The 23789-nt window shown below is 71.3% G+C and carries 28 protein-coding genes; 12 read left to right on the forward strand and 16 right to left on the reverse strand.

The window, feature by feature from the left end; all coding sequences use genetic code 11:
- Positions 1-12 precede the first annotated feature (12 nt).
- Positions 13-1053: an alpha/beta hydrolase gene (locus AB0M80_RS15070; protein ID WP_364564158.1), complete on the reverse strand. Its 1041-nt coding sequence runs from the start codon at positions 1051-1053 to the stop codon at positions 13-15.
- A 137-nt stretch (positions 1054-1190) separates the two neighbouring features.
- Positions 1191-2156, reverse strand: a complete 966-nt coding sequence (locus tag AB0M80_RS15075; RefSeq protein ID WP_364564161.1) for a zinc-binding dehydrogenase — start codon at positions 2154-2156, stop codon at positions 1191-1193.
- A gap of 59 nt (positions 2157-2215) precedes the next feature.
- Between AB0M80_RS15075 and AB0M80_RS15080 the strand changes: the two genes are divergently transcribed.
- From AB0M80_RS15080 to AB0M80_RS15095, 4 genes are all read left to right on the forward strand, one after another.
- On the forward strand, positions 2216-2419 hold the full coding sequence (locus AB0M80_RS15080; RefSeq protein ID WP_364564163.1) for a hypothetical protein: 204 nt from the start codon (positions 2216-2218) through the stop codon (positions 2417-2419).
- Positions 2420-2430: 11 nt separating this feature from the next.
- The gene (locus AB0M80_RS15085; protein ID WP_364564165.1) at positions 2431-2904 is read left to right on the forward strand and encodes a ribonuclease domain-containing protein; all 474 of its coding nucleotides are present in this window, start codon (positions 2431-2433) and stop codon (positions 2902-2904) included.
- On the forward strand, positions 2901-3269 hold the full coding sequence (locus tag AB0M80_RS15090) for a barstar family protein (RefSeq protein WP_364564168.1): 369 nt from the start codon (positions 2901-2903) through the stop codon (positions 3267-3269). The genes AB0M80_RS15085 and AB0M80_RS15090 overlap by 4 nt, the downstream gene beginning before the upstream one ends.
- A gap of 494 nt (positions 3270-3763) precedes the next feature.
- Complete coding sequence (locus AB0M80_RS15095) at positions 3764-4459, forward strand: MFS transporter (protein ID WP_364564775.1); 696 nt, start codon at positions 3764-3766, stop codon at positions 4457-4459.
- 62 nt (positions 4460-4521) lie between these two features.
- On the opposite strand, the gene AB0M80_RS15100 is transcribed toward AB0M80_RS15095, so the two are convergent.
- The 9 genes from AB0M80_RS15100 to AB0M80_RS15140 all read right to left on the reverse strand — a co-directional run bounded on the left by AB0M80_RS15100 (position 4522) and on the right by AB0M80_RS15140 (position 11883).
- Positions 4522-5295, reverse strand: a complete 774-nt coding sequence (locus AB0M80_RS15100) for an enoyl-CoA hydratase family protein (RefSeq protein WP_364564170.1) — start codon at positions 5293-5295, stop codon at positions 4522-4524.
- Between the two features lie 85 nt (positions 5296-5380).
- Positions 5381-6010 carry a cyclase gene (locus AB0M80_RS15105; RefSeq protein WP_364564172.1) on the reverse strand — a complete coding sequence of 210 codons (630 nt, stop codon included), beginning with the start codon at positions 6008-6010 and terminating at the stop codon, positions 5381-5383.
- 181 nt (positions 6011-6191) lie between these two features.
- The gene (locus AB0M80_RS15110; protein ID WP_364564175.1) at positions 6192-6935 is read right to left on the reverse strand and encodes a CbiX/SirB N-terminal domain-containing protein; all 744 of its coding nucleotides are present in this window, start codon (positions 6933-6935) and stop codon (positions 6192-6194) included.
- Positions 6932-8194, reverse strand: a complete 1263-nt coding sequence (locus AB0M80_RS15115; protein WP_364564178.1) for a GTP-binding protein — start codon at positions 8192-8194, stop codon at positions 6932-6934. The genes AB0M80_RS15110 and AB0M80_RS15115 overlap by 4 nt, the downstream gene beginning before the upstream one ends.
- Complete coding sequence (gene cysD, locus AB0M80_RS15120; RefSeq protein WP_364564181.1) at positions 8194-9114, reverse strand: sulfate adenylyltransferase subunit CysD; 921 nt, start codon at positions 9112-9114, stop codon at positions 8194-8196. The genes AB0M80_RS15115 and cysD overlap by 1 nt, the downstream gene beginning before the upstream one ends.
- A 20-nt stretch (positions 9115-9134) precedes the next feature.
- Complete coding sequence (locus AB0M80_RS15125) at positions 9135-9830, reverse strand: phosphoadenylyl-sulfate reductase (protein WP_364564184.1); 696 nt, start codon at positions 9828-9830, stop codon at positions 9135-9137.
- The gene (locus AB0M80_RS15130) at positions 9827-9982 is read right to left on the reverse strand and encodes an Insertion element protein (RefSeq protein WP_285985111.1); all 156 of its coding nucleotides are present in this window, start codon (positions 9980-9982) and stop codon (positions 9827-9829) included. Before AB0M80_RS15130 ends, AB0M80_RS15125 begins: the two co-directional genes overlap by 4 nt.
- Positions 9979-11667 carry a nitrite/sulfite reductase gene (locus tag AB0M80_RS15135; RefSeq protein ID WP_364564187.1) on the reverse strand — a complete coding sequence of 563 codons (1689 nt, stop codon included), beginning with the start codon at positions 11665-11667 and terminating at the stop codon, positions 9979-9981. The genes AB0M80_RS15130 and AB0M80_RS15135 overlap by 4 nt, the downstream gene beginning before the upstream one ends.
- Before the next feature lie 105 nt (positions 11668-11772).
- Complete coding sequence (locus tag AB0M80_RS15140) at positions 11773-11883, reverse strand: putative leader peptide (protein ID WP_352252756.1); 111 nt, start codon at positions 11881-11883, stop codon at positions 11773-11775.
- A gap of 195 nt (positions 11884-12078) precedes the next feature.
- Here AB0M80_RS15140 and AB0M80_RS15145 point away from each other — a divergent pair, with 195 nt between their 5' ends.
- The 3 genes from AB0M80_RS15145 to AB0M80_RS15155 all read left to right on the forward strand — a co-directional run bounded on the left by AB0M80_RS15145 (position 12079) and on the right by AB0M80_RS15155 (position 14869).
- On the forward strand, positions 12079-12498 hold the full coding sequence (locus tag AB0M80_RS15145) for a VOC family protein (RefSeq protein ID WP_364564190.1): 420 nt from the start codon (positions 12079-12081) through the stop codon (positions 12496-12498).
- A gap of 163 nt (positions 12499-12661) precedes the next feature.
- A complete protein-coding gene (gene hemW, locus AB0M80_RS15150; RefSeq protein WP_364564193.1) occupies positions 12662-13879 on the forward strand; it encodes a radical SAM family heme chaperone HemW in 1218 nt (405 codons plus the stop codon).
- Positions 13880-13948: 69 nt separating this feature from the next.
- The gene (locus AB0M80_RS15155; protein ID WP_364564196.1) at positions 13949-14869 is read left to right on the forward strand and encodes an NADP-dependent oxidoreductase; all 921 of its coding nucleotides are present in this window, start codon (positions 13949-13951) and stop codon (positions 14867-14869) included.
- Positions 14870-14874: 5 nt separating this feature from the next.
- Here the strand turns inward: AB0M80_RS15155 and AB0M80_RS15160 are convergent, their stop codons facing one another.
- Both AB0M80_RS15160 and AB0M80_RS15165 read right to left on the reverse strand, forming a co-directional pair.
- Complete coding sequence (locus AB0M80_RS15160; protein WP_364564199.1) at positions 14875-15456, reverse strand: ATP-binding protein; 582 nt, start codon at positions 15454-15456, stop codon at positions 14875-14877.
- A 17-nt stretch (positions 15457-15473) separates the two neighbouring features.
- A complete protein-coding gene (locus AB0M80_RS15165; protein ID WP_364564202.1) occupies positions 15474-16178 on the reverse strand; it encodes a TetR/AcrR family transcriptional regulator in 705 nt (234 codons plus the stop codon).
- 84 nt (positions 16179-16262) lie between these two features.
- On the opposite strand from AB0M80_RS15165, the gene AB0M80_RS15170 reads away from it, so the two are divergent.
- The 4 genes from AB0M80_RS15170 to AB0M80_RS15185 all read left to right on the forward strand — a co-directional run bounded on the left by AB0M80_RS15170 (position 16263) and on the right by AB0M80_RS15185 (position 19120).
- On the forward strand, positions 16263-16673 hold the full coding sequence (locus tag AB0M80_RS15170; protein WP_364564205.1) for an SgcJ/EcaC family oxidoreductase: 411 nt from the start codon (positions 16263-16265) through the stop codon (positions 16671-16673).
- 92 nt (positions 16674-16765) lie between these two features.
- Positions 16766-17005 (forward strand): hypothetical protein, encoded by a 240-nt coding sequence (locus tag AB0M80_RS15175; protein WP_364564208.1) that lies wholly within the window; start codon positions 16766-16768, stop codon positions 17003-17005.
- A gap of 63 nt (positions 17006-17068) precedes the next feature.
- Complete coding sequence (locus AB0M80_RS15180) at positions 17069-17881, forward strand: siderophore-interacting protein (protein WP_364564209.1); 813 nt, start codon at positions 17069-17071, stop codon at positions 17879-17881.
- A 9-nt stretch (positions 17882-17890) separates the two neighbouring features.
- Entirely contained in the window at positions 17891-19120 is a 1230-nt protein-coding gene (locus AB0M80_RS15185) for a serine hydrolase domain-containing protein (RefSeq protein ID WP_364564212.1), read from the forward strand.
- On the opposite strand, the gene AB0M80_RS15190 is transcribed toward AB0M80_RS15185, so the two are convergent.
- Both AB0M80_RS15190 and AB0M80_RS15195 read right to left on the reverse strand, forming a co-directional pair.
- On the reverse strand, positions 19099-20256 hold the full coding sequence (locus AB0M80_RS15190) for a type I restriction endonuclease (RefSeq protein WP_364564215.1): 1158 nt from the start codon (positions 20254-20256) through the stop codon (positions 19099-19101). The two genes, AB0M80_RS15185 and AB0M80_RS15190, sit on opposite strands and share 22 nt — an antisense overlap.
- A 185-nt stretch (positions 20257-20441) precedes the next feature.
- On the reverse strand, positions 20442-21047 hold the full coding sequence (locus AB0M80_RS15195) for a DJ-1/PfpI family protein (RefSeq protein WP_364564218.1): 606 nt from the start codon (positions 21045-21047) through the stop codon (positions 20442-20444).
- On the opposite strand from AB0M80_RS15195, the gene AB0M80_RS15200 reads away from it, so the two are divergent.
- Positions 21028-22338 (forward strand): PLP-dependent aminotransferase family protein, encoded by a 1311-nt coding sequence (locus AB0M80_RS15200; protein ID WP_364564220.1) that lies wholly within the window; start codon positions 21028-21030, stop codon positions 22336-22338. The genes AB0M80_RS15195 and AB0M80_RS15200 overlap by 20 nt on opposite strands.
- On the opposite strand, the gene AB0M80_RS15205 is transcribed toward AB0M80_RS15200, so the two are convergent.
- Positions 22329-23789, reverse strand: coding sequence for an alpha/beta hydrolase (locus AB0M80_RS15205; protein ID WP_364564222.1), 1461 nt, complete (start codon positions 23787-23789; stop codon positions 22329-22331). The two genes, AB0M80_RS15200 and AB0M80_RS15205, sit on opposite strands and share 10 nt — an antisense overlap.

Below are 23789 nucleotides of genomic sequence, written 5' to 3' on the forward strand. Positions count from 1 at the left end.
AGCGTGAGCCGCTCAGCCCGTCGCGGTGTCCTCGCTCACGGCCTTCGACGCGGTCGCGGCGGCTCGCTTGGCCTGGGTGGTCCGGACCGCGCTCGCCGCGAAGTAGGTGAGCAGCTCCGCGATCTCCACCGGGTCGTCCAGCTGCGGGCAGTGCCCCCAGTCCTCGCGGACCAGCAGCCTGCTGTGCGGCACCAGCGTGTGCAGCTGCCGCCCGGACGCGGCGGTGACCAGCTTGTCCTTGCCGCACGCGACGACCAGCAGCGGGACCTCGACGGAGTCGAGGCGGTAGGCGTCGGTCAGCTCCGCGACGAGCTGCCGGGCCTGCTCCAGGCGGCTCTTGGTCGCGCGGTAGTCCGGGAAGAGCGCGGTGAAGCGCTGCACCTGCGTCGCGTCGGCCGCGCCGGAGTCGGCGTACAGCAGCCGCGGGACGAGCTGCTCGGCGACCTTGCGCACCAGGAACCCCGGCACCGGGACGGGCAGGGACGAGTACAGCCGCAGCGGCAGCGGGTAGCGCGCCACGGCACGGATCAGCCACGAGTCGACGAAGCCCGGCGCGGCGATGGACACGACCCCCGAAATCGGCAGGCGGCTGTTCTGCGCCGCGCGCAGGCTCATGGTGCCGCCGAGAGAGTTCCCGGCCAGCACGACCGAGCCGAGCACCGCCTGCTCGCGGACGACGGCGGTGGTGAACGCGTCGAGCTGCGGCAGCATCGGGCCCGGCCGCAGCGGCTGGGCGTCGCCGAAACCGGGCAGATCGACCGCGGCCGCCGGGATCCCGGCGGCCGCGAGCTGTTCGAGGGCGGGGCGCCAGGTGTCGGCGCTGTCGCAATAACCGTGCAGCAGCACCAGGCGTGGCGCGGTGGGCCGGCCGTGCGGCGCGGCGGCCCGGCGCCGCAACGAACGGCGCGTGGTGGGTTGCTCCGGTTCGGGGTCGCCGACCTCGAGCACTCGGGTGCGGACGCCGGCGTAGCGCCGGAAGGAGACCCGGACCGGGTCCTCGTCACTGGGCCGGCCGCTCGGTACAGCCGGAGCGGGCCGCTTCGTTGCGGTCATGACTACAGATTAGCTGGCCGGACTGGGGTTTTGGTCGAATTTCGGTGCTAACGACCAGGTCTCGAACTGAAGACGTCAAAGATTCACGAGATGCCGGGGCTGGGCGGGATCCGGTGATCCGCCCAGCTCACGACGGTCTAGCGGGTGAAGACGATCTTGCCGGCGGTGTCCCCGTCGAGCATCGCCCGGAAGCCCTTGGGGGCCTCGGAAAACGGCAATTCCGCGCCGATCTGCGGCCGGACACCGGTCAGGTCGAGGTAGGCGAGCAGGTCCGCGAGCTCGTCGCGGGTGCCCATGGTCGACCCGGCGATGCGCAGCTGGAGGAAGAAGACGCGCTGCAGCTCCGCGTGCGCGTCCGGGCCGCTGGTCGAGCCCGAGACGACGATGATCCCGCCCGGCTTGAGCGATTTGACCGAATGCGACCAGGTCGCCTTGCCGACGGTCTCGAACACGGCGTCGACGCGCTCGGGCAGCCGCGCACCGGACTCGAACGTCTGGTGCGCGCCGAGGCTCGTGGCGAGGGCGCGCTTCTCCTCGGTGCGGCCGGTGACCCAGACCCGGAACCCGGCCGCGCGGCCGAGCTGGACCAGCGCCGTCGAGACGCCGCCGGAGGCGCCCTGCACGAGCATCGTCTGCCCCGGCCGCAGCCCGGACTTCACGAAGAGCATCCGGTAGGCGGTCAGCCACGCCGTCCCCATGGTGGCGGCTTCGGCGAAGCTGAGCGCCGCGGGCTTCGGGACGACGTTGCGGGCCGGCACGACGACCTGGTCGGCGAAGGTGCCCTGGAACTTCTCGGTGAGCAGCGTGCGCTTCGGGTCGAGGGTGTCGTCGCCCTGCCAGCCCGGCGCGTTGATCACCGAGTGGATGACGACCTCGGAACCGTCGTCGAGGGTGCCGGCACCGTCGCAGCCGAGGATCATCGGGAACTGGTCCGGCTTGATCCCGACCCCGCGCAGCGTCCAGAGGTCGTGCATGTTCAGGCTGGCCGCCTTGACGTGCACGCGGACCCAGCCGTCGGGCACTTCGGGTTCGGGTCGCTCGCCGACGACGAGCGAGTCCAGCGGGCTGTCGGCGTTGGGTTCCTGCGCGTACACGGCGAACATGCCCTGCAACGTACCGCCCCTACGGCGCGGGGGCAGCAGAGCGCGCGTAGGCTCACACCGTGTTCAACGGGCTTGCCGACTGGTGGGACGGGGTCGAGCTGTGGCTCGCCCAGGCGTGGTTCCCGGTCCAGTTCGTGCTGGTCATGGTGGTCGTCGTGCCGCTGTGCCTGGCCGCCGCGTGGGTGCTCGACAAGCTCGTCGAGCTGTTTGCCCGCCGGCTGTCTCCGGGGCGTGACGACGACTCCTCCGACGGGTCGGCATAGGCTCGCACACCATGTTCAACCGAAGGCGGATCACCGCCGCGCTGATCGGGCTCCTCGTGCTGGTGCTGGGGGGCTGGCTGGTCAAGGACGTCCTCAGCGACGGCTCCTCGTCGCCCGCACCGAGCACCTCGGCGAGCGCGCCCGCCAAGAGCAGTGCGCCCGCGAAGGGCAGTGCCGCCGTGCCGGGCGCGGACTCCGGGTTGCCGGTGAAGGCGCTTTCCGCGCTGCCGCCGCAGGCCTCGGACACGTGGAAGCTGATCGAGGCGGGCGGGCCGTACCCCTACCCGCGCAACGACGACGTCGTCTTCGAGAACCGCGAGAAGAGATTGCCCGGCAAGAAGTCCGGCTACTACCACGAGTACACGGTGAAGACCCCCGGCAGCGCCGACCGCGGCGCGCGGCGGCTGATCACCGGGCAGGCGCACGAGCTGTACTACACCGGCGACCACTACGCGTCGTTCGTCGTCGTGGACGCGGCCCGATGAGCGCCGACGAGCAGGCGAAGGCCGCCGCGGAACAGGCTTTCGCCCGGGGCGCGTACCCGCACCTGGTGAACTCCCGGCCGACCGTGGACAAGGCCGGCACGCTGAGCGCGTTCGCCGAAGCACTGTCCTTTCCGGACTACTTCGGGCACAACCTCGACGCGCTCTACGACTGCCTGACCGACTTGTCGTGGCTGCCGCCGGGGGAGCACGTGCTCATCTGGCCGGGCTCGGACGCGCTGCGCAAGGCCGAGCCCAAGACGTACCTGGCGATCCGCAGCGTGCTGTCCGACGCGCAACGCGCGCTCGGCCCGAACGGCCGCAGCGCCGGTTCGTGGCGGCTCACGGTCGTGCTGCCGGACGCCTGAGCGGTGTCCCCGCGCGTTTGACCGTGCACCTGTTCGATCTGCTCCGCGGACAGGCAGTGCAGCCCGCTCCAGCCGTCCGGGAGCGCGAACGTGTGCAGCAGTTCGTGCGCGGAGACGGCCGTGACCCGGTTGGCGCGGGGCAGCTTGTGCAGCAGCAGGTCGTCGCGGCCCGCGGTGTCGGGCGCGTGGACGGTGCAGGAGATTTCCGTCCCACCGGAGAGCAGGTGCACCCAGGAGACGTCGGCCCGGTCGGCGAGCGCGTCCGCGACGGCGGCCCCGGCGCCCGGGGTCGTGCGCAGGCGCAGCGTCCAAGTCGGGTAGCCGGCCTCGCCGCCACTGACCGCGCCCGTGATGCGGAGGACGCCGGCCTCGCGCAGTCGCCGGTAGCGCCGGGCCACGGTGTTCTCCGAGACGCCGAGCACCTCGCCGAGGGTGCGCATCGGCGCGCGGCCGTCGAGCTGCAGGGCGTGGATCAGGCCGCGATCGACGTCGCGGTGAACGGGCTCGATGCGGCGGCGGGGCCACTGGTGGGTGGCGTGCTGACCGAGTACTTCGGCTGGGAGGCGGTGTTCTTCGTCGACGTCCCGCTGGCCCTGCTGGCCGCGCTGTTCACCCGGCGGGCGGTCCGGCCCGACACCCCGGCCCGCAGCGGCCGCTTCGACTTCGCGGGGACGGCGTGGTTCGCGCTCGGCGCGGCGAGCCTGGTGCACGGCCTGACGCTGGGCGGCGAAGGCCGCTGGACGTCGCCGGTCACGGTCAGGGCACTGGTCGTTTCGGTGATCGCGTTCGGCGTGGTCGAACGACGTCGTGCCCAGCCGCTGCTCGAGCTGGGGCTGTTCCGCGACGGCGGGTTCACGACGCTGATCGCGTGCGCGGCGGCTTCGACGCTGACTTTCGCCGCGCTGGTCTACGTCTCCCTGTGGCTGCAGACGGGGCCGGCGCTGGGTCCGGTCGCGGCCGGGCTCGCGCTGGCGCCGTTGGCGGTGGCGGTGACCGGGATCGGCGTCGGGATCTCGGGCCCGGCCATGGGGTCGGCGATCGCGACGGCGGCTCCGCCGGGGCGCGCCGGGATGGCCGCGGGGATCCTGACGACGACCCGGCAGTTCGGGCAGACGCTCGGGGTCGCGGTGCTCGGGATCGCTTACCAAGCCGGGGGTTTGGCACCGGTGTACGCGGTCGCGGCGGGGTGACGGGCCTGCTCGCGCTGGTGCCGCGCAAGCGAGTACCGGCCGCCGAGCCGGTCTGAGGCGCTTCAGTCCTGCGGGACCCAAGACGGCTTGCGCTTCTGGGCGAAGGCCAGGATGCCCTCCTGGCCTTCCTCACTGGCGAAGAACTTCGCCGACAGGCCGAGCATCTCCTCGAAACCCTCCGAAGGCGTTGCCGGGCGGGGGCGGCTCAGCAGCGCCTTCGTCTCGGCCAGTGCCTTCGGGCCGCCCGCCGCCAGCGCCTTGACGTACCGCGCGATCTCGCCGTCCAGTTCCGCCGCCGGGACCGCCGAGTTCAGCAGGCCGATTTCGACCGCGCGGTGGGCGTCGAACGTGTCGCCGGTCAGGAAGAGTTCGTGCGCCGCGCGCGGGTTCAGGCGGGGCAGGACCGTCAGCGAGATGATCGCCGGGACCACGCCGATGCGGACTTCGGAGAAGGCGAACGTCGCTTCGGGCACCGCCACGGCGATGTCGCACGCCGCCACCATGCCGATGCCGCCCGCGCGGGCGGGGCCGGCCAGGCGGGCGACCACCGGCTTCGGGCTGGTCCACAGCTGGTCCAGGATCTTCGGGAACTCGTTCACGCCCTGGTCGCCCGCGCCGGCGCCGCGGGCTTCCTTCAGGTCCATCCCCGCGCAGAACACCGGCCCGGTGTGGGTCAGCACGATCACCCGCACGGCATCGTCGGCGGCTGCGGCCGCCAGCGCGGACGACAGCTCGCGGCGCAGCTGCGCCGACAGCGCGTTGCGGTTGTGCGGGGAGTCCAGGGTGATCGTGGCGGTGCCGCCCACCACGTCGTAGTGCACCAGTTCGTCAGCCATGTCCGACACCTTCGCACATCCGGCCCGCGCGGCCGGTGTTACGCAGGCCACCCCACGGATGGGCACCCGTGGGGTGGCCCGGTGCTCAGCCGATGGTCGTCGTGGTGAAGACGGGGCTCGGGTTGGGGAAGCAGGCCGTCGGCGCGGTGAGGTCACCGATGATCGTGCTCGCCACCGCCTTGAAGGTCAGCCCGGGGTCGCTGTAGCTGGTGCCGCCCAGCTTCGTCTCGATGGTGCCCGACTGGCCCGCGGTCAGGTGCGCGGTGACGGTGGGCAGTTCGAACGTGGCGCCCCCGGCGATCGGGCCGGGGAAGCTCAGGGTGGCGACGCCGTTCGCGACGGAGAGGGTCGGCGGGGTCGAGCCGAGGCCGGAGCCGCCGGTGAGGTCCGCCCCCACGTAGGACGAGTTGGCGGGGATCGGGATCTTCAGCGCGAAGGTGTTGATGTTCTTGACCTTGTTCCCGCTCACTTCGCCCGGCACGGTGTTCGGGGCCGGGTCGATGACGACGTCGAACGCGGCGCCGGGCGCCACCGTCGGCGGCGCGGTCACGTCCGCGTCCTGGTTCAGGGCGACCTTCTGCGGTCCGACGATGGGGGCGTCGGCCTGGCAGTCGAAGGTGACGGCGGTGGCGGCCGAGGCCGGGGCGGCGAGGGCGATCGGGAGAGCCGCGGCCGCGGTGAGAGCGGCGAGCCGGCAAAGGCGAAGTGCTTTCATTTGTATCCACCTACCTGCGGTTTGGAGGGGAGGAAAGAAAGCCGCGCAGCGCTTAGAGAGTTACCGGCAAGTTAACTAGCGCGTCAAGAAGTCACTGTTCCCATGCGCGCAGGGTGACCGGAAATGTGAATGAAAATCACCTTTTAGCGGTGGCGGTGGCTCCAAGGGGCGCCTTACGCCACTACGCGTACTGCCCGGCCCGCAGCAGCCCGGTGACCGCAGTGGCGTACCGCGCGACGACGACGTCCGCGACACGCGGGTCGTCCGCCAGCGGAGCGGCGATGAACGCGCCCGGGTCGGCTTCGCGGGCCAGGCGAGCGATCCGGTCGGGAAGCAGGCCCGGCGCCAGGAACCACGAGGCCACCACGAGGTGCCGCACCCCGCGGGACCGCAACCGGGCGGCGGCGGCCGGGATGTCCGGCTGGGTGGCACTGGCGAACGCCTCGCACACCGGGAACCCGAGCCGCTCCTCCCACCGCGCGGCCAGCGAAGCGACGACCGCGTTCGCGGCCGCGTTCGACGAGCCGACCGCGCTGACGAGCACGCCGGTGCCCCGGCGGTGCGTGGCCCCGGCCAGCCGGTCCAGGGCCACCGCCTCCAGCGCCGGGTCGGCGCCGAGCACGTCCGACACCTGGACGCGGAATCCCGGGCACGCCGTGACGACCTCGTCGATCAGGGCCGGCAGGTCGACCCGGGCGTGGAACGCGCTGCCCAGCAGCAGCGGCACCACGACCGCCGTCCGGTGCCCGGCTGCGTACAGCTCCTTCAGCACGTCGGTGACCCGGGGCTCCGACAGGTCCAGAAAGGACTCGTGGACCGGGGCGCCCGGCGCCTGGGCGCGCACGACGTCGACGAGCGCGCGCACGGTCGCCGCCGAGCGGGGATCGCGGCTGCCGTGCGCGACGGCGACCAGGGGAGGCGTCACGAGAAGCGCTCACCCACCATCCCCGCGGCGAGGGTGTCGCCGTCCTTCGGATCGATCACCAGGAACGCGCCGGTGCGCGGGCTGACGCCGTAGTCGTCGACGCCCAGCTCCTCGGCCAGCCGCAGGGTGACGCGGCCGATGTCGTTGAGCTCCAGGATCCCTGGGTCGTCCACACTGGACAGGGCCTGCTCGTCGAAGCGGGCGTGCAGCTCGTCCACCAGTGCCTGCACCGTGCGGGTCCCGTGCTTGACCAGCACGCGCGCGCCCGGCTTGAGCGGCTTGGACGACAGCCAGCACAGCGTGCCGGTGATCTCGTCGGTGACCCGCGGCGGCGCGTCCGCGGCCGCGATCAGGTCGCCGCGGGAGATGTCGATGTCGTCGGCGAGCAGCAGCGTCACCGACGTCCCCGCGCCGGCTTCCTCGAGCGGGCCGTCCGCGGTGTCGATCCGTTCGATGCGGCTGCGGATGCCCTGCGGCAGCACGACGATCTCGTCGCCGGGGCGTACCGTGCCCGCCGCGATCTGCCCCGCGTAGCCGCGGTAGTCCGGGTATTCGGGCGTGCGCGGGCGGATCACGTACTGCACCGGGAACCGCAGCGCCGAGTCGTGCGGGTCCGGCGCGACCGGCACGTCTTCCAGGTGTTCCAGCAGGCTGGGCCCGGAGTACCACGGCGTCCGCTCCGAGCGCGTCGCGACGTTGTCGCCCTCCAGCGCCGAAACCGGGATCGCGAGCACCGAACCCCGCGGGTACCCGAGTGTCTCGGCGTGCGAAGCGAACTCCTTCGCGATCACCGTGAACGTCGCTTCGTCGTAGGCGACCAGGTCGATCTTGTTCACCGCGAGCACCAGCTGCGGTACGCCGAGCAGGGCCAGCACGGCCGCGTGCCGCCGGGTCTGCTCGAGCACGCCCTTGCGCGCGTCGACGAGCAGCACGGCCAGCTGCGCGGTGGACGCGCCGGTCACCGTGTTGCGCGTGTACTGCACGTGCCCCGGCGTGTCGGCGAGCACGAACGACCGCTTCGGCGTGGCGAAGTAGCGGTAGGCGACGTCGATGGTGATGCCCTGCTCGCGCTCCGAGCGCAGGCCGTCCACCAGCAGCGAGAGGTCTGGTGTGGACAGTCCCTTGTCGACGGACGCACGGGTGACGGCGTCCAGCTGGTCGGCGAGCACCGACTTCGTGTCGTACAGCAGCCGGCCGACGAGCGTCGACTTGCCGTCGTCGACGCTCCCGGCGGTGGCCAGGCGAAGCAGCGAACTCATCAGAAGTACCCCTCACGCTTGCGGTCTTCCATGGCCGCCTCGGACATCCGGTCGTCGGCCCGGGTCGCGCCGCGCTCGGTGAGCCGCGAGGCCGACACCTCGGCGATGACCTCGTCGACGGTGACCGCGGTGGATTCGATCGCGCCGGTGCACGAGCCGTCGCCGACGGTCCGGTACCGGACGGTCAGCTCGCGGACCTCTTCGCCCGGCCGCGGGCCGCCCCACGGCCCCTCGGCCAGCAGCATCCCGTCGCGCAGGTACACCTCGCGCCGGTGCGCGTAGTAGATCGACGGCAGTTCGACCTTCTCGCGGGCGATGTAGTTCCAGACGTCGGCCTCGGTCCAGTTGGACAGCGGGAAGACGCGGACCTGTTCACCCGGGCGGTGCCGGCCGTTGTAGAGGTTCCACAGCTCGGGCCGCTGGCGCCGCGGCTCCCACTGGCCGAAGGAGTTGCGCAGGCTGAAGATCCGCTCCTTCGCCCGGGCGCGTTCCTCGTCCCGGCGGCCGCCGCCGAAGACGGCGTCGAACTTGTTCTCCGAGATGGTGTCCAGCAACGGCGTGGTCTGCAGCGGGTTGCGCATGCCGTCGGCACGCTCTTCGAGGCGCCCGTCGTCGATCCAGTCCTGGACCTTCGCGACGACCAGGCGCAGCCCGTGCCGTTCGACGATGCGGTCGCGGAACTCGATCACCTCGTCGAAGTTGTGCCCGGTGTCCACGTGCAGCAGCGGGAACGGCACCGGCGCCGGCCAGAACGCCTTGATCGCCAGGTGCAGCAGCAGCGTCGAGTCCTTGCCGCCGGAGAAGAGGATCACCGGGCGGTCGAACTCGCCTGCCACCTCCCGGAAGATGTGGATGGCCTCGGATTCCAAGGCCGCCAAGTTGTCCTGTGCCGCGTCGGTGGCGGGTTCCAAAGTTGTCATGCGTCCCTCGGTGTCTGACATCAGCCGTGCAGTCCGCACTCGGTCTTGCTCTGCCCCGCCCACCGGCCGCTGCGCGGGTCCTGGCCCGGCTCCACACGAGCGGTGCACGGCGCGCAGCCGATCGAGAGGTAGCCGATCGAGACCAGCGGGTTCTCCAGGATCCCGTGCTCGGCGATGTAGGCCTTGAACTCGTCGTCGGTCCACGGCGCGATCGGGTTGACCTTCACCAGGCCGTTGCGGTCGTCCCAGGTGACGATCGGGGTGTTCGCGCGGGTCGGCGCGTCCACGCGGCGGACGCCGGTGACCCACGCCGAGTAGTTCGCCAGGGTCTTGCGCAGCGGCACGACCTTGCGCAGGTTGCAGCACAGCGTCGGATCGCGATCGTGCAGCTTCGCGCCGTACTCGGCGTCCTGCTCGGCGACGCTCTGCTCGGCCTGGGCGTTGACGATCTTCACGCCCGGGTAGACCGCCTCCACCGCGTCGCGGGTGCCGATCGTTTCCGGGAAGTGGTAACCGGTTTCCAGGAACAGGACGTCCACATCGGACTTGACCTTCGTGGCGAGGTCGATGAGGACGGCGTCCTGCATGTTGGACGCGACGATGAAGTCGTCGCCGAACGTGTCGGCGGTCCAGCGCAGCGCTTCTTCCGCGGTGGCGTCGGCGAGCTCCTTCGCCGCGCGCTCGGCGAGGGTCTTGTAGTCGGCAGTGGCGGTCATCGGGAAACCTCCGGAAGGGACAGGCCGAGGAACTTGACCGAGAAAACCCGGCGACAAGCGGAACACAGCCAGCCGCCGTTCTCTTCCGGCCGCAGGTCCTCGTCGCCGCAATACGGGCAGTAGAACGGAGCCGCACGCTCGGTGGAGGTCACTGCAGGACGCTTTCCTCGGCCCGCGCGGCCCACTGCGGGAACCGTTCGCCGGGTTCGCGTCCGGTGACGTAGGCGCGCACGACCCGCTCGACGTAGCCGGTCAGCTCGGCCGCGGTGACCTTGTGCCCGCGCAGCTTCCGGCCGAACCCGGCGTCGAGGCCGAGCCCGCCGCCGAGGTGCACCTGGAAGCCTTCGACCTGGTTGCCGTCGGCGTCGGTGACGATCTGGCCCTTGAGGCCGATGTCCGCGGTCTGGATCCGCGCGCAGGAGTTGGGGCAGCCGTTGAGGTGCACGCTCACCGGCGTCTCGAGGTCCTTCTGGATGTCGGCGAGCGACTTCTCCAGGTCCGCGACGAGCTGGTGGGCGCGTGCCTTCGTCTCGACGATGGCGAGCTTGCAGAACTCCAGCCCGGTGCACGCCATCACGCCGCGCCGCCACGGCGACGGCTTCGTCTCCAGCCCCAGCTCGGCCAGTTCGGCCGACAACGTGGCGACCTGGGCCTCGGGGACGTCGAGCACGACGACCTTCTGCTGCGGGGTGAGCCGCACCCGGCCCGACCCGGCCCGCTCGGCGGCCTTGGCGACGGCGACGAGCGTGCCGCCGCTGGACCGGCCGGCGATCGGCGCCGCGCCGACGTAGAACTTGCCGTCGACCTGCGGGTGCACGCCGACGTGGTCGATCGGGACGGCCGGGTCGATCGGCGCCGGGCCGTCGATCAGCTCCCGCTTGAGGTACTCGTCCTGCAGCACCTGCCGGAACTTCTCCGCGCCCCAGTCCTTGACCAGGAACTTGAGCCGGGCGCGCGAGCGCAGCCGCCGGTAGCCGTAGTCGCGGAAGATCGAGATGACGCCTTCCCAGACGTCCGGGACCTCCTCGAGCGGCACCCAGGCGCCGAGGCGCTGCCCGAGCATCGGGTTGGTCGACAGGCCGCCCCCGACCCAGACGTCGAAGCCGGGTCCGTGCTCCGGGTGGTGCACGCCGACGAAGGCGACGTCGTGGATCTCGTGCGCGACGTCGGGCTGGCCGGAGATCGCGGTCTTGAACTTGCGCGGCAGGTTGGCGAACTCCGGCTTGCCGATGTAGCGGCGCTTGATCTCGTCCAGCGCCGGCGTGCCGTCGAGCACCTCGTCCGCCGAGATGCCGGCGACCGGCGAGCCGAGCATGACGCGCGGGCTGTCGCCGCAGGCTTCCATCGTGGTCATGCCGGCTTCTTCGAGCTTGGCCCAGATGGCCGGGACGTCCTCGATCCGGATCCAGTGGTACTGGATGTTCTGCCGGTCGGTGATGTCGGCGGTGTCCCGCGCGTACGCCTGCGAGATTTCGCCGAGCACGGTGAGCTGATCGGTGGTCAGCGCGCCGCCGTCGATCCGGACCCGCAGCATGAAGTAGCGGTCGTCGAGCTCTTCGGGCTCCAGCGCCGCCGTGCGGCCGCCGTCGATCCCCGGCTTGCGCTGGGTGTAGAGGCCGAACCAGCGGAACCGGCCGCGCAGGTCGCCCGGGTCGATCGCGTCGAACCCGCGGTGGGCGTAGATGTTCTCGATGCGCGCCCGCACGTTGAGCGGGTGGTCGTCCTTCTTGGACCGCTCGTTCGGGTTCAGCGGCTCCCGGTAACCGAGCGCCCACTGCCCTTCACCGCGCTTCTGCTTGGCGCGCGCGGGGCGGGCTGGGGTTTGGGGCGTGGCCATGGCGGCGTCCTCCGAGAGGCTCTTCGTGGCGGCGGAGGCCCGCCGGCTCGCGGGTTTCTCCGGCGCCGGCTGTCCAGAATTCGTGGCAGGTGGTGGCGACGGCAGTCAGCGAACGGGTACGCAGAGGGCGCTGGCGACCCGCAGAAGGTCGACGTGGCGGCGGGCCACGAGGAGAACACCGGCATGAGTCACGGCGTCAGCGTGCCACGCGTCCACAATGTGGTCCAGGGCTGCCCGAATGGTGGGAGGAGGGTCACTCGCCTGGGAGAACGCGGTCGGTCGGCAGGGCCGCGACCTGCGTGTCCGGGTGATCTGCGGCAGCTTCCGGCCGTTGTCAACGCTCTCTTGCGCTCAGCAAACCACTATGGTTATAGTACTACGAGTACAGTGATTTGGCGGAGAGGAACTGGGATGCAGGTCAAGGGTTTCGGGGCGGGTTACCTGGTCGACGACGTCGCGGCGACCACCCGCTTCTACGCGGACGTCATCGGCCTGCCGGTCACCGTCGAGCTCGACTGGTTCGCCAGCGTCAACGCCGGGGCGCCGGGGTACGAGATCAGCTTCGTGCAGCGCGGGCACGAGTCGGTGCCGCAGGCCTACCGCGCGCGGGGGACGGCCGGGCTGATGTTCGGGCTCGTCGTCGAAGACGCTCGCGCCGAGGCGAAGCGGCTGGAGGAGGCGGGTGTCGAGCTGGTCACCCCGGTCGTCGACGAGGTCTACGGCCAGCGGCACTTCTACGTCGCGGATCCGAACGGCGTGCTGCTCGACGTCATCGAGATGATCCCGGTCGACCCGGACTGGGCGGCGGCCAACCTCCCGGCGTCGTCGTAACAGGTGTGGCCAATACGGCCAAAGGTAGGCCGACCTTCGCGCGGCACGTAACGGTTGCCACGAAGCCATTCGGCCGTGACTGTGGCCGGATTGGCCACGATCGGCGCAGTAACCCGATCGGCCTCCCGGCGCGACCGAGCGTGGCGGGGTGGACAATCCGGGGGTGCCCGAGCTGCGTCCCGACCCCGCCACCCCGATCGATCCGGCGTTGCCGGAAAGCGCGCTGAAGGGGCTCGGCAGCAGAACGTTCGGCGTGTACGTGCACGTCCCGTTCTGCGCCACGCGCTGCGGGTACTGCGACTTCAACACCTACACCGCGGGCGAGCTCGAAACCGGTTCGTCGCCGCAGTCCTGGCTGGAAGGGCTGCGCCGCGAGCTGGAGCTCGCCGCGCGCGTGCTCGTCGTGCCGCCCGCCGCCGACACCGTGTTCGTCGGTGGTGGCACGCCGTCGCTGCTCGGCGCGGACGGGCTGCGCTCGGTGCTCGACGCCGTCCGCGACGTCTTCGGGCTCGCGCCCGGGGCCGAGGTGACGACGGAGTCGAACCCGGAGTCCACGTCACCGGAGTTCTTCGCCGGGATCCGCGAAGCCGGCTACACCCGGGTTTCGCTGGGCATGCAGTCGGCCGCGCCGCACGTGCTGAAGATCCTCGACCGCGTGCACACCCCGGGCCGCCCGGGGACGGCGGCCGCCGAAGCGCGCGCGGCCGGGTTCGAGCACGTCAACCTCGACGTGATCTACGGCACGCCGGGCGAGCGCTCCGACGACCTCCGCGCGACGCTCGACGCCGTGCTTGCCGCCGGCGTCGACCACGTCTCGGCCTACGCGCTGATCGTCGAGGAGGGCACCGCGCTGGCCCGCCGCGTGCGCCGGGGCGAGCTGCCCGCGCCGGACGACGACGTGCTGGCGGCGGACTACGAGATGATCGACGCCACGCTGTCCGCGGCCGGCCTGCGCTGGTACGAGGTGTCGAACTGGGCGGCTTCCGACGCGGCCCGCTGCCGCCACAACCTCGGCTACTGGCGGGGTGACGACTGGTGGGGCGCCGGGCCGGGCGCGCACAGCCACGTCGGCGGGGTGCGCTGGTGGAACGTCAAGCACCCGGCGCGGTACGCCGCGCTGCTGGCCGAGGGTGCCTCGCCCGCGGCCGGGCGCGAGGTGCTCACCGACGACGACCAGCACCTCGAGCGGATCATGCTCGAACTCCGCGTCGCCGAAGGGCTGCCGCTCGACGTGCTCGACGAGCCCGGGCTCGCCGAGGCGCGCGCGGCCGCGGCCGAGGGGCTGCTCGATCCGTCCGCTTTGGACTCGCGGGGCCGCGCGGTGCTCACCGACCGCGGGCGGCTCCTGGCCGACGGGGTGGTCCGCCGGCTTGCCGGCTGAGCCCGTCCGGGATTAAACGGCGGGGCCCGGTGGTTGCTTGTATTCAGCAACGACTTTCGAGGAGGCCCCATGGCGCGCGCGATCAGGTTCGACGAGTACGGCGACGTGGAGGTCCTCCGGGTCGAGGACGTGCCGCGGCCGGCTCCGGGCCGGGGGCAGGTGCTCGTCGAGGTCCGCGCCGCCGGGATCAACCCGGGCGAGGAGTCCATCCGGCGGGGACTTTTCCACGAACGCCGGCCGGCGACGTTCCCGTCCGGCCAGGGCAGTGACTTCGCCGGGGTCGTCGCGGAACTCGGCGACGGCGTCGAGGAGATCGCGGTCGGCGACGAGGTGATCGGCTTCGTGAACACGCGGTCGAGCCACGCGGAATACGTCGTCGCGGAGGCGGAGGACCTCACGCCGCGGCCCGACGGGGTGTCGTGGGAGGCCGCGGGCTCGCTGTTCGTCGCCGGCACCACCGCCTACGCCGCGGTGGCCGCGGTGTGCCCGCGCGAGGGCGACACGGTCGTCGTCTCGGGCGCGGCCGGCGGGGTCGGATCGCTGGCCGTCCAGCTCGCGAAGCTGGCCGGCGCGACGGTGATCGGCCTGGCCGGGGCAGCGAACCACGCCTGGCTGCGTGAGCTCGACGTCATCCCGGTGGCCTACGGCGACGGGGTGCTCGAGCGGATCCGGGAAGCCGCACCGGACGGCGTCCACGCGTTCGTCGACACCTTCGGCTCCGGCTACGTGGAACTGGCGCTGCACCTGGGGATCCACCCCGGGCGGATCAACACGATCATCGACTTCGCCGCGGCTGAGAAGTACAACGTCAAGACCGAGGGCAACACCGCCGCGGCGTCGGCCGAGGTGCTGCGCGAGCTGAGCCTGCTGGTGGGCAAGGGCCTGCTCGAAGTGCCGGTCCAGCGGGTCTACCCGCTCGACGAGGTGCGGGACGCCTACCGCGAGCTGGAGAAGCGGCACACGCGCGGCAAGATCGTCCTGCGGCCCTGACGGCGTCAGGAGAACCAGAACCGCGCGGCGGCCTCGGCGGGTGTGGTCGCTCGGCCGCGTCCGGGGACGTCGTGGACGGCGGTCGCGCCCTCGGAACGCAGCTGGTGCGCGGTGGCGTGCCGGGCCATGACCGCGGCAGAGGTATGGACCTGCGCGGCGGTGACGTCGGGACGGCCCCGCTCCGCGTGCTGCCGGAGGAGATCGCCGACGTCCGGGGTGAATCGCAGCATGGTCACCGGAGCGTCGAAGCGCCTGGCGATGGCGATGAGCCGGGCGCGCGCCGGTGGGGTGACGTTCGTCGACTCGGCGACCGCGGTCTGCCCGGCGGCGAGCCGGGCGACGATCCGCCGATCCCGCTCCTCGAAGATCCGGGCGTCCGCGGCGTCGGAGTCCGGGGCGCCGGGCGAGGTGGGCGCGAACTCCGCGCGGATCTCGTCGCTGGACACCACGGCTTCTTCCGCGATCTGCCGGCGCGCGATCAGGGCCCGGACGAAGCTGGTCTTGTGCGATGCCGGCGGGCCGACGAGGACGACGAGTCCCGTCGGCACCCGGATCGGCCCGGAGCCGCCCGGCGCGAAAACGGCCACGGCGAGGACTCCTTCCGCTAGTTTCCCGCCGCCAGGACCTTCAGTCCGGCGAGGTAGGTGTCGAGGGCGAACTCGAGGCGTTCGGCCGCCGTCTCGGCGGAGAAGAACTCGCCGATCTGCAGCAGGTTCGGGAACGCCTCGGCGGGGAGCGAGCGCATGTACGCCACCATCTGCTCGCCGCGCCGGGCGGTCTCGGCCGCGTCGATGTCGCCCCACGTCCAGCTGCTCGCTTCGTAGGCGTACGCCTTGGCGTAGAGCGACAGGGCGTCGCCCGCGTAGGTGGCCTGCTTGAGGGTCAGCCCGCCCGCGCGCAGCAGGGCGAGCATCGCTTCGCCCTGCCGCAGGGAACTGGGCGTGACCGGCACGGCGATGTCCCACGCGATGCGCGCGATGCCGGGGTGCGCGACCATCACCCGGATCTGGCCGCGGACGAGTTCCCTGACCTGCTCGTCCCAAAGCGCCGGATCCGGCTCCGGGATCGGCGCCTCGGCGAGCACGGCGTCGAGCATCAGCTCCGCCAGTTCGTCCTTGTTGGAGACGTGCGCGTAGAGCGACGCGGGCCCGGTTTCCAGCGCTTGCGCGAGCCGGCGCATGGTGACCGCGTCCAGGCCCTCGTCGGCCAGGATCACCAATGCCGCCTTCACGATCGAGTCCTGGGAGAGGGCGGGTTTCGCGGCGCGGCGGCGGGGGGCGCTGCGCCAGGGCGGCGGGGGAACGGTCACCCGAACACTGTACTTGACACGAACGCCGTTCGTTGGGTAGAACGGTGTTCGTAAGACGAACGCTGTTCGAAAGAGGGGGATCCGATGACCACTGTCGAAGCCGACGTGCGTGGCGTGCTCGGCCGGCTCGCCGACGCGTGGAACTCCGGCGATGCCGCCGCCTATGCGCGGCTCTTCACCGAAGACGCGGACTACGTGACCTACTTCGGCCTGAACTTCCCGGGCCGGGACGCGATCGAGAGTGCGCACCGGGCCCTGTTCGAGGGACCGCTCAAGGGCTCGAAGCTGACCGGCCAGCTCGGCGCGTCGGCGAAGGTGCGGTTCGTCCGTCCGGACGTCGCCGTGGTCGTCGTGGGCGGCGGTTCATCGCTGACCGGCGCCGACACCACGGACGAGGGCCGCGAGTCCACCGTCAGCTTCGTGCTCGTCCGCGAGGGCGGCGAATGGCTGATCACGGCGTTCCAGAACACCCGCGTGTCGGATCCGCGCTCGTGAAAACGCTTGCGGAGGCCTCCGGCGTCGTCGCGCGGCCGCCCGGGGAGGTGTTCGAGAGGCTGCGGCGCAGGCTTGCGGGAGGGGGCCATCCGATGCGGATGGACGTCGATCGCGAACGGGGGTTCGTCGCGGTGCAGGGCGGCTGGTGGTACCGCGGGGAGTACCGCGTCACGGCCGATCCGGCGGGGGCGCGCGTCGAGCACCGGGTGGTCAACGCGGCTTCCCGCGGGCGGTGGGGCGTGCCGCTGGCGAACCGGTTCTTCGTCGGGTTCCGGAAGGGGGTGGCGGCGGGTTTCGCGGCATTGCTCGAGGAACTGGGCACACCTGAGTAGCCGCGCGTCCTTTTCGGCGCGTAGGGTGACTTAGGTAAGCCTTAGCGATGGTTGGAGTGGTCGATGGCTGAAGCACCCCGGCGGTCCGGGCGTCCCGCGGCGCGGCTGCGGGTGCTGCGCACCGAACGGCTGACCCCGCACATGATCCGGATCGTCGCGGGCGGCGAGGGCATCGCCGGGTTCACACCCAACGCGTTCACCGACGCCTACGTGAAGGTGTTGTTCAAGGTGCCCGGCGTCGAGTACCCGGAGCCGTTCGACGTCCAGGAGTGCCGGGCGACGATGCCGCGGGAGCACTGGCCGCGGCAGCGCTCCTACACCGTCCGCGCGTTCGACACCGACGCCGGCGAGCTCGTCCTCGACTTCGTCCACCACGGCGACGAGGGCATCGCCGGACCGTGGGCGGCCTCGGCCCGGCCCGGTGACGAGCTGCTGGTGCTGGGGCCGGGCGGTGCGTACGCGCCGGGCACCGAGGCGGACTGGCACCTGCTGGTGGGGGACGAAAGCGCGTTGCCGGCCATCGCGTCGTCGCTCGAAGCGCTCCCGGCGGGCGTCCCGGCGCACGCGGTGATCCTCGTCGAGAACGCGGACGAGGAGCAGCCGCTGGTCACCAAGGCGGACGCGCAGATCACCTGGCTGCACCGGGCTTCCGGCGGTGACGTCGCCGAGGCGGTGCGGGCGTTGCCGTGGCGCGAGGGTGTCGTCCAGGCGTTCGTGCACGGCGAGGCGGGCTTCGTCCGCGACCTGCGGCGGTACCTGCTCGACGAGCGTGGAGTGCGGCGCGAGCTGCTGTCGATTTCCGGGTACTGGCGCTACGGCAAGAACGACGAAGCCTGGCGCGAGGAGAAGGCGGCCGAGCGGGCGCGGGAGAAGTAACCTCGCCGCATGGCGGATTTCGAGGTGGACGTCGACCCGGCCGAGGCCGGCTTCGATGCGGCGCGGCTTTCCCGGATCGACGCGCATTTCGATCGATATGTCGGGGATGGACGGTTGCCGGGCTGGCTCGCAGTGGTGAGCAGGCACGGCCGGATCGTCCACCTGGGCCGCGGTGGGTACCGGGACGTCGAGGCGGAGCTGCCCGTCGAGACCGACACGCTGTGGCGCATCTTCTCGATGACCAAGCCGATCACCTCGGTCGCGGCGATGATGCTCGCCGAAGAGGGCCTGCTGGAGCTCGACGACCCGATCTCGCGGTGGCTGCCGGAGTTCGCGTCCCCGCAGGTGTACGTCAAGGGGTCGGCGTTGAAGCCGCTCACCGAGCCGGCGCGGGAGCCGATCCGCGTCTGGCACCTGCTGACGCACACGGCGGGCTTGACCTACGGCTTCCACCACGGCCACCCGGTGGACGCGATCTACCGCGCGGCCGGGTTCGAGTGGGGTACGCCGCGGGGTGCGGACCTGGCTGCCTGTTGTGCGCAGTGGGCGTCGCTGCCGCTGCTGTTCCAGCCCGGCTCGGAGTGGAACTACTCGGTGGCGACCGACGTGCTGGGCCGGGTCGTCGAGGTGGTGTCCGGGCGGCCGCTGGACGAGTTCTTTTCTTCGCGGATCTTCTCGCCGTTGGGCATGACGGACACGGGTTTCGTGGCGGCTTCCCCGGCCCGGCTGGCGGCGCTGTACGTGCCCGACCCGGCTTCGGGCCGGGCGGTGCGCAACGATGCGTTCGGCCGCCTGGGCACCACCCGCCCGGACTGCTTGTCGGGCGGCGGCGGCCTGGTGTCGTCGGCCCGCGATTACTGGCGTTTCACGGAGATGTTGGTACGCGGCGGTTCCCTGGACGGCGTGCGGTTGCTGTCCCCGCGGACGGTGTCCCTGATGGCGAGCAACCACCTGCCGGGGCACGTGGACCTGGAGGAGTTCGGCCGCCCGTTGTTCGCGGAAATGCCGTTCGACGGCCACGGTTTCGGGCTGGGGTTCTCGGTGCTGCAGGACCCGGTGAAAGCCCGGACGCTGTCGTCGGCGGGAGAATTCGCCTGGGGCGGAGCGGCTTCGACCGCGTTTTGGGTGGATCCGGACGAGGACCTGACGGTGGGCTTCTACACACAGCTGCTGCCATCGAGCACCCACCGGCTGAGGTCCCAGCTGCGGCAGCTGGTCTACCAGGCGCTGGTGGACTGAGCGGGTGCGGCGGGTTCGGGCACCTGCGGGCGCCCGGTGGTGAGGTATCTCGCCACCGTGCTTCGCAGGTGTTCGGCGTGCTGGTAGATGTCCTCGACCGTGGTGATCGGCAAGCGGGTCTCGACCTTGTTCTCGTCGAACACGCCGAGGTACTTCGTCGACCGGTTGAACCAAAGGCGAGCGATCGGCTTGCGGTTGTTGTCATCCAGAAGGACGCCGAAGTAGGTCTTGGTGTCGCGCGCGGCGACCCGGGTGGCGGGCACCTCGGCACAGACGATGGCGCGGACGATCCGGTAGCCCTCGAGCTCTTCCTCGGTCGTGATCACTCGTTCGCTGTCGTCGATCAGCTTGCCCTCGCCGGCCGGCTGCGGCTGCTCGGGTTGTGAAGCACTGCTGCTCGACACGCTCACGTAGGAGTCGGGCCCACCGAGCGCGTTCTTCAGCCGATCGTTGACCTGCTCGTTCAGGAACTGGTGGGTCGCCTTGCTCACCAGCGGGCCGAACTGGTCACGGATTCGCTGGGTGAACGATCCTTCGTACACCCGCGTCGTCAGGAACTTCACCCAGTCGTCCTCGGGCTCCTTGAACTGCGCTGCGAGAATGCGCTTCAGCTGCCCGATGTACTTCAGCTCGCCCGCGGCGTTGATGACCGATTCGAGGTCGAAGGACTCCTTCGTGAGCTTGGCCAATTCAGGCAGCAGGGTGTCGTCGATGTCGGCGAAATCCAGCACGAGAAACGGCTTGGCATCCATCCGGTTCGGGGCGTCGAGGTCGGTGTAGAACTCGTACACCTGCCCGTTCGTCAGGACGGCGATCCTGGCGTTCGTCACGGCGAAGTAGCGAAAGAGCTGGGAAGCATGTTCGATCCGGAGCGGATCATTGATCTTCTTGGCCTCGACGAGGACCTGCACCTGACCGTTGTGCACGATCGCGTAGTCGATCTTCTCGCCCCGCTTCGTGCCGACGTCGGCGGTGAATTCGGGGATGACTTCGGCCGGGTTGAACACGTCGTAACCGAGGACGGTGCTGATGAACGGCATCACGAAGGCGTTCTTGGTCGCCTCTTCGGTCTCGATGCCTTCCTTGTGCTTGCGGATCTTCAATGCGAGTGCCTGCGCGCGCTCCGCGATGTCCATGCCGGTGCCGTTCTGTGCGGGAATCCGACCGGATGTCGAAGTGAAGATCGCCCGGTCGCGAGGATACCCTCTCTAGATCGTTTGCTCAGTTCCGTCTGTTACCGGCTGGGGAAAAGAAAATCAGCGATCAGTCAGCCATCGCCGCGACGAGACGGCAAATTCTGAGCGCCGTCGCTGCCGGGTCTTCAGGAAAGGACAGGCTCCAGGTACGGGGTCACGTTGCGCAGCGCCCGTGCGATGTACTCCTCCTTCTCCCCGACCGGCGCGACGTAGTGCATCGCGTCCTTGGTCGCCTCCATGCCGTGGAGGCGGGCGATGATCCACGTGGCCAGGTACGTCGATGCGAGGCAGCCGCCCGCGGTGGCGAGGTTGGTGCGGGCGAAGAACGGCTGGTTCAGCACCTCCACGCCCGCCGCGATGACCCAGGGCTTGCTCGCCAGGTCCGTGCACGCCGGTACGTCCGTCAGCAGGCCCAGCTTCGCCAGCACCAACGTGCCCGAGCACTGGGCGGCCAGCAGCTGCCGGGTCGGGTCGAGTCGACGAAGGACCTTCATGATCGCCGGGTTTTCGACCACCTCGCGGGTCCGTGCGCCGCTGCCGATGATCACCGCGTCGGCTTCGCAGGCCTCCTCCAGGTCGATCATCGCGTCGAGGGTGACGCCGTTCATCGAGCGGACCCGGGATGTCGGACTGGCGATCGACACTCGCATGTCGACGCGGTTGAGGATGCCGAGGGCGATCAGGGAGTCGAGTTCGTTGTAGCCGTCGAAGGTGAGGATCGCGGTGTGCATACTGGCCGCGCAGATCCGCGGCGGGCGGTGGCCGGCCGGTACGCGGCTGCCCACCCACCGCCGCCTGGCCGCCGATGAGGGCATCGCCGTCGTCACCGCCTCCCGCGTGTACGCCGAGCTCGAAGCGATGGGGCTGGTCAGCGGCGAGCAGGGCCGGGGCACGTTCGTCCGCGACCTCGCCACCACGCCCGGCGAGGCGGCCGACGAACGGATGGTGGCCGCCGACGCCCTGGACCTGAGCTTCAACCGCCCCGCGCTGCCCGGCCAGACCGACCTGCTCCGCCAGGCGCTGCGGGACCTCGCCACGGCCGGCGACCTCGACGCGCTCCTGCGCTACCAGCCGCACCGCGGCCGCGCCGCCGTCGCCCGGCACCTGCGCCGGCGCGGGCTCGACGTCGGCCGCGACCGGGTGCTGATCGTCGACGGCGCCCAGCACGGCCTCGCGGTGACGGCGATGGCCCTGTTCCGGCCCGGCGACGTCGTCGCGGTGGACGCCGTCACCTATCCCGGGTTTCGCCTGCTCGCCCGCACGCTCGGGCTGGAGCTCGCGCCGCTGCCGGTCACCCCGGCCGGGCCGGACCTCGACGCCCTCGACCGGCTGTGCCGCCGGCGCCGGGTCCGCGCGGTGTACGCGATGCCCACCTTGCACAACCCGCTGGGCTGGGTGCTCGACGACGCCCGGCGCGCGCAGCTCGTCGCGATCGCCGGCCGGTACGGGCTGACGATCGTCGAGGACGCTTCCTACGCCTACCTCGCCGGGGACGCGCCGCCGCCGCTGGCGATGCTCGCGCCGGACACCACCGTCTACGTCTCCGGGCTGTCGAAGAGCGTCGCGACCGGGCTGCGGTTCGGGTTCGTCGCCGCACCCGCCGGGCTGGTGCCGTCACTCGAGCGCGTCATCCGCGCCACGACCTGGAACACCCCCGCCCTGATCGCGGCGATCGCCCGCCGGTGGCTCGACGACGGCACCGTCGACGACCTCGAGACGCGCAAACGCGAAGACGCCCGCCGTCGGCAGTCCCTCGCCGCGGAGGTGCTCGCCGGGCTGCCCCGCGTTGCGCATCCGTCGTCGTACTTCCTGTGGCTGCCACTGGCGCCGGACTCGCGCCCGGACCGGATCGCGGCGGCCCTGGCGGGCCGGCGGGTCGCGGTCTCCACCGCCGAACCCTTCGCGACAACGCCCGCCGTGCCCCAGGCGCTCCGGCTGGCGCTCGGGTCGGTGGGCCTCACCGAGCTGCGCGCCGGGCTGGAGGCAGTCCGGGACGAGGTCGTCGGCGACGCCTACCGCTGACGCCCTGGTTCGAACGGATCCCGGTCCGGAGCACAAAGAGTGCCGGGGGCCGGAACGGCACCGGTCGCGAAATAGCGGTCCAGCCACGCGTCTACGCACGCGCTCTTGCCGCGAGAACCGTGGCCGTACGTGTCCAGGCTCAGCAGGCGCGCGTTGCCCAGCAGCCGCTCGGTTCGCTGCGCCCCGGCGTACGGCGTCTCGAGGTCGCCCTGGCGGTTGGCCAACAGCAGGATCGGCGCCGTCGGGTGGTTCCACGGGCCCGCGTAGCGTCCGGTGTCCGAGACGTCCCACGTGGCGCACGGCAGCGTCTTGTAGACGTCGAACGGCCCGAAGCCGCGTCCGACCCGGTCGGCGCGCCGGGCGTAGTCCCACCAGACGGCCGGATCGCGCGGGTTCGCCGCGTCCGAACAGAGCGTTGCGCCGCCGCCCAGCAGGGAATCGACGTCCGGAGGGCCGCCCGCCGAAGCCGGAGCAAGAGCAGCCGGGTCCGCCAGTGCCTGCAGGAACGCCGCCAGCTGCGGCGCCGAGCGAGCGTCGGTCAGGTAGCCGTGGATCCGGGCGATCGCGTTCTGGTAGGTGACGACGACCTGGCGTCCGGTCGTGTCCGTGACGGTGATCGGTCCGGCTTCGAGCCGATCCAGGATCTCGTCGTAACGGAACGCACAGCGTGCCCCGCACGCGTCCATAAAGGACTCAAGAGCCCGTGGACCGTCTTCGAAGCCGCGCAGCCGGTAGCTCATCGGTGCCGGCCCGGTCGACCAGCGCACCGGGTCGTCTACGGCGTCGAGTGCGAGCGAACCCACCCGGCTCGGGAACAGGTTCGCGTAGGTCTCGCCGAGGTACGTGCCGTACGACTTCCCGTAGTACCGCAGTGTCGGCTCGCCGAAGGCGGCCCGCAGCCGGTCGAGGTCACGAGCGATCGTGCCGGTCGACAGGTGGTTCGCCAACGGACCCGCGTTCTGTTCGCAGAGGTCGGTGACCGTGCGCGTGTCCGCGATCTGCTGCTGCTCGGCCGCGCGCGTCAGCGGGAACGTGCCCAGTGCCCGCTGGAGCACCTCCAGCTGCGCAGGGTCGGTGAAGCAGTGGATCTTCGAACTCGCGCCGACGCCGCGCGGGTCGAACCCGACGATGTCGAAGCGCCGGTGCAGCTCCGGCGTCAACGCGGGTGCGAACCGCCCGGACGAGCCGGGGCCGCCCGGGTTGGAGAAGATCGTGCCCAGCTTGCGGGCTTGGTCGGTGGCGGGCAGGCGGGCGAGGGCGACGGACACGGTCCCGGCAGATGGGTCCTGATAGGACAGTGGGACGTCGAGGTGGCCGCATTCGTAGCCGGCCTGGCACGAGGTTTCCCAGGCGATCCCGGCTGGGCTCGCCGCGGCCGCGGGCGCGAGGGCGCACACCGCGAGCGCGGCGGCCCCCAGTGCTGTCGCAGCGCGGAGTTTCCGAGGAGTCAT

Origin of the sequence: Amycolatopsis sp. NPDC051045, assembly GCF_040682955.1 — a bacterium.
Classification (GTDB): domain Bacteria; phylum Actinomycetota; class Actinomycetes; order Mycobacteriales; family Pseudonocardiaceae; genus Amycolatopsis.

Excerpts from the sequence above, each read along its gene's own strand:
- AB0M80_RS15070 (WP_364564158.1), bottom strand. The coding sequence starts at position 1,053 with ATGACCGCAACGAAGCGGCCCGCTCCGGCTGTACCGAGCGGCCGGCCC.
- AB0M80_RS15075 (WP_364564161.1), bottom strand. The coding sequence starts at position 2,156 with ATGTTCGCCGTGTACGCGCAGGAACCCAACGCCGACAGCCCGCTGGAC.
- AB0M80_RS15085 (WP_364564165.1), top strand. The coding sequence starts at position 2,431 with ATGTTCAACCGAAGGCGGATCACCGCCGCGCTGATCGGGCTCCTCGTG.
- AB0M80_RS15090 (WP_364564168.1), top strand. The coding sequence starts at position 2,901 with ATGAGCGCCGACGAGCAGGCGAAGGCCGCCGCGGAACAGGCTTTCGCC.
- AB0M80_RS15100 (WP_364564170.1), bottom strand. The coding sequence starts at position 5,295 with ATGGCTGACGAACTGGTGCACTACGACGTGGTGGGCGGCACCGCCACG.
- AB0M80_RS15105 (WP_364564172.1), bottom strand. The coding sequence starts at position 6,010 with ATGAAAGCACTTCGCCTTTGCCGGCTCGCCGCTCTCACCGCGGCCGCG.
- AB0M80_RS15115 (WP_364564178.1), bottom strand. The coding sequence starts at position 8,194 with ATGAGTTCGCTGCTTCGCCTGGCCACCGCCGGGAGCGTCGACGACGGC.
- cysD (WP_364564181.1), bottom strand. The coding sequence starts at position 9,114 with ATGACAACTTTGGAACCCGCCACCGACGCGGCACAGGACAACTTGGCG.
- AB0M80_RS15125 (WP_364564184.1), bottom strand. The coding sequence starts at position 9,830 with ATGACCGCCACTGCCGACTACAAGACCCTCGCCGAGCGCGCGGCGAAG.
- AB0M80_RS15135 (WP_364564187.1), bottom strand. The coding sequence starts at position 11,667 with ATGGCCACGCCCCAAACCCCAGCCCGCCCCGCGCGCGCCAAGCAGAAG.
- AB0M80_RS15145 (WP_364564190.1), top strand. The coding sequence starts at position 12,079 with ATGCAGGTCAAGGGTTTCGGGGCGGGTTACCTGGTCGACGACGTCGCG.
- AB0M80_RS15155 (WP_364564196.1), top strand. The coding sequence starts at position 13,949 with ATGGCGCGCGCGATCAGGTTCGACGAGTACGGCGACGTGGAGGTCCTC.
- AB0M80_RS15170 (WP_364564205.1), top strand. The coding sequence starts at position 16,263 with ATGACCACTGTCGAAGCCGACGTGCGTGGCGTGCTCGGCCGGCTCGCC.
- AB0M80_RS15175 (WP_364564208.1), top strand. The coding sequence starts at position 16,766 with ATGCGGATGGACGTCGATCGCGAACGGGGGTTCGTCGCGGTGCAGGGC.
- AB0M80_RS15180 (WP_364564209.1), top strand. The coding sequence starts at position 17,069 with ATGGCTGAAGCACCCCGGCGGTCCGGGCGTCCCGCGGCGCGGCTGCGG.
- AB0M80_RS15185 (WP_364564212.1), top strand. The coding sequence starts at position 17,891 with ATGGCGGATTTCGAGGTGGACGTCGACCCGGCCGAGGCCGGCTTCGAT.
- AB0M80_RS15190 (WP_364564215.1), bottom strand. The coding sequence starts at position 20,256 with ATGGACATCGCGGAGCGCGCGCAGGCACTCGCATTGAAGATCCGCAAG.
- AB0M80_RS15195 (WP_364564218.1), bottom strand. The coding sequence starts at position 21,047 with ATGCACACCGCGATCCTCACCTTCGACGGCTACAACGAACTCGACTCC.
- AB0M80_RS15205 (WP_364564222.1), bottom strand. The coding sequence starts at position 23,789 with ATGACTCCTCGGAAACTCCGCGCTGCGACAGCACTGGGGGCCGCCGCG.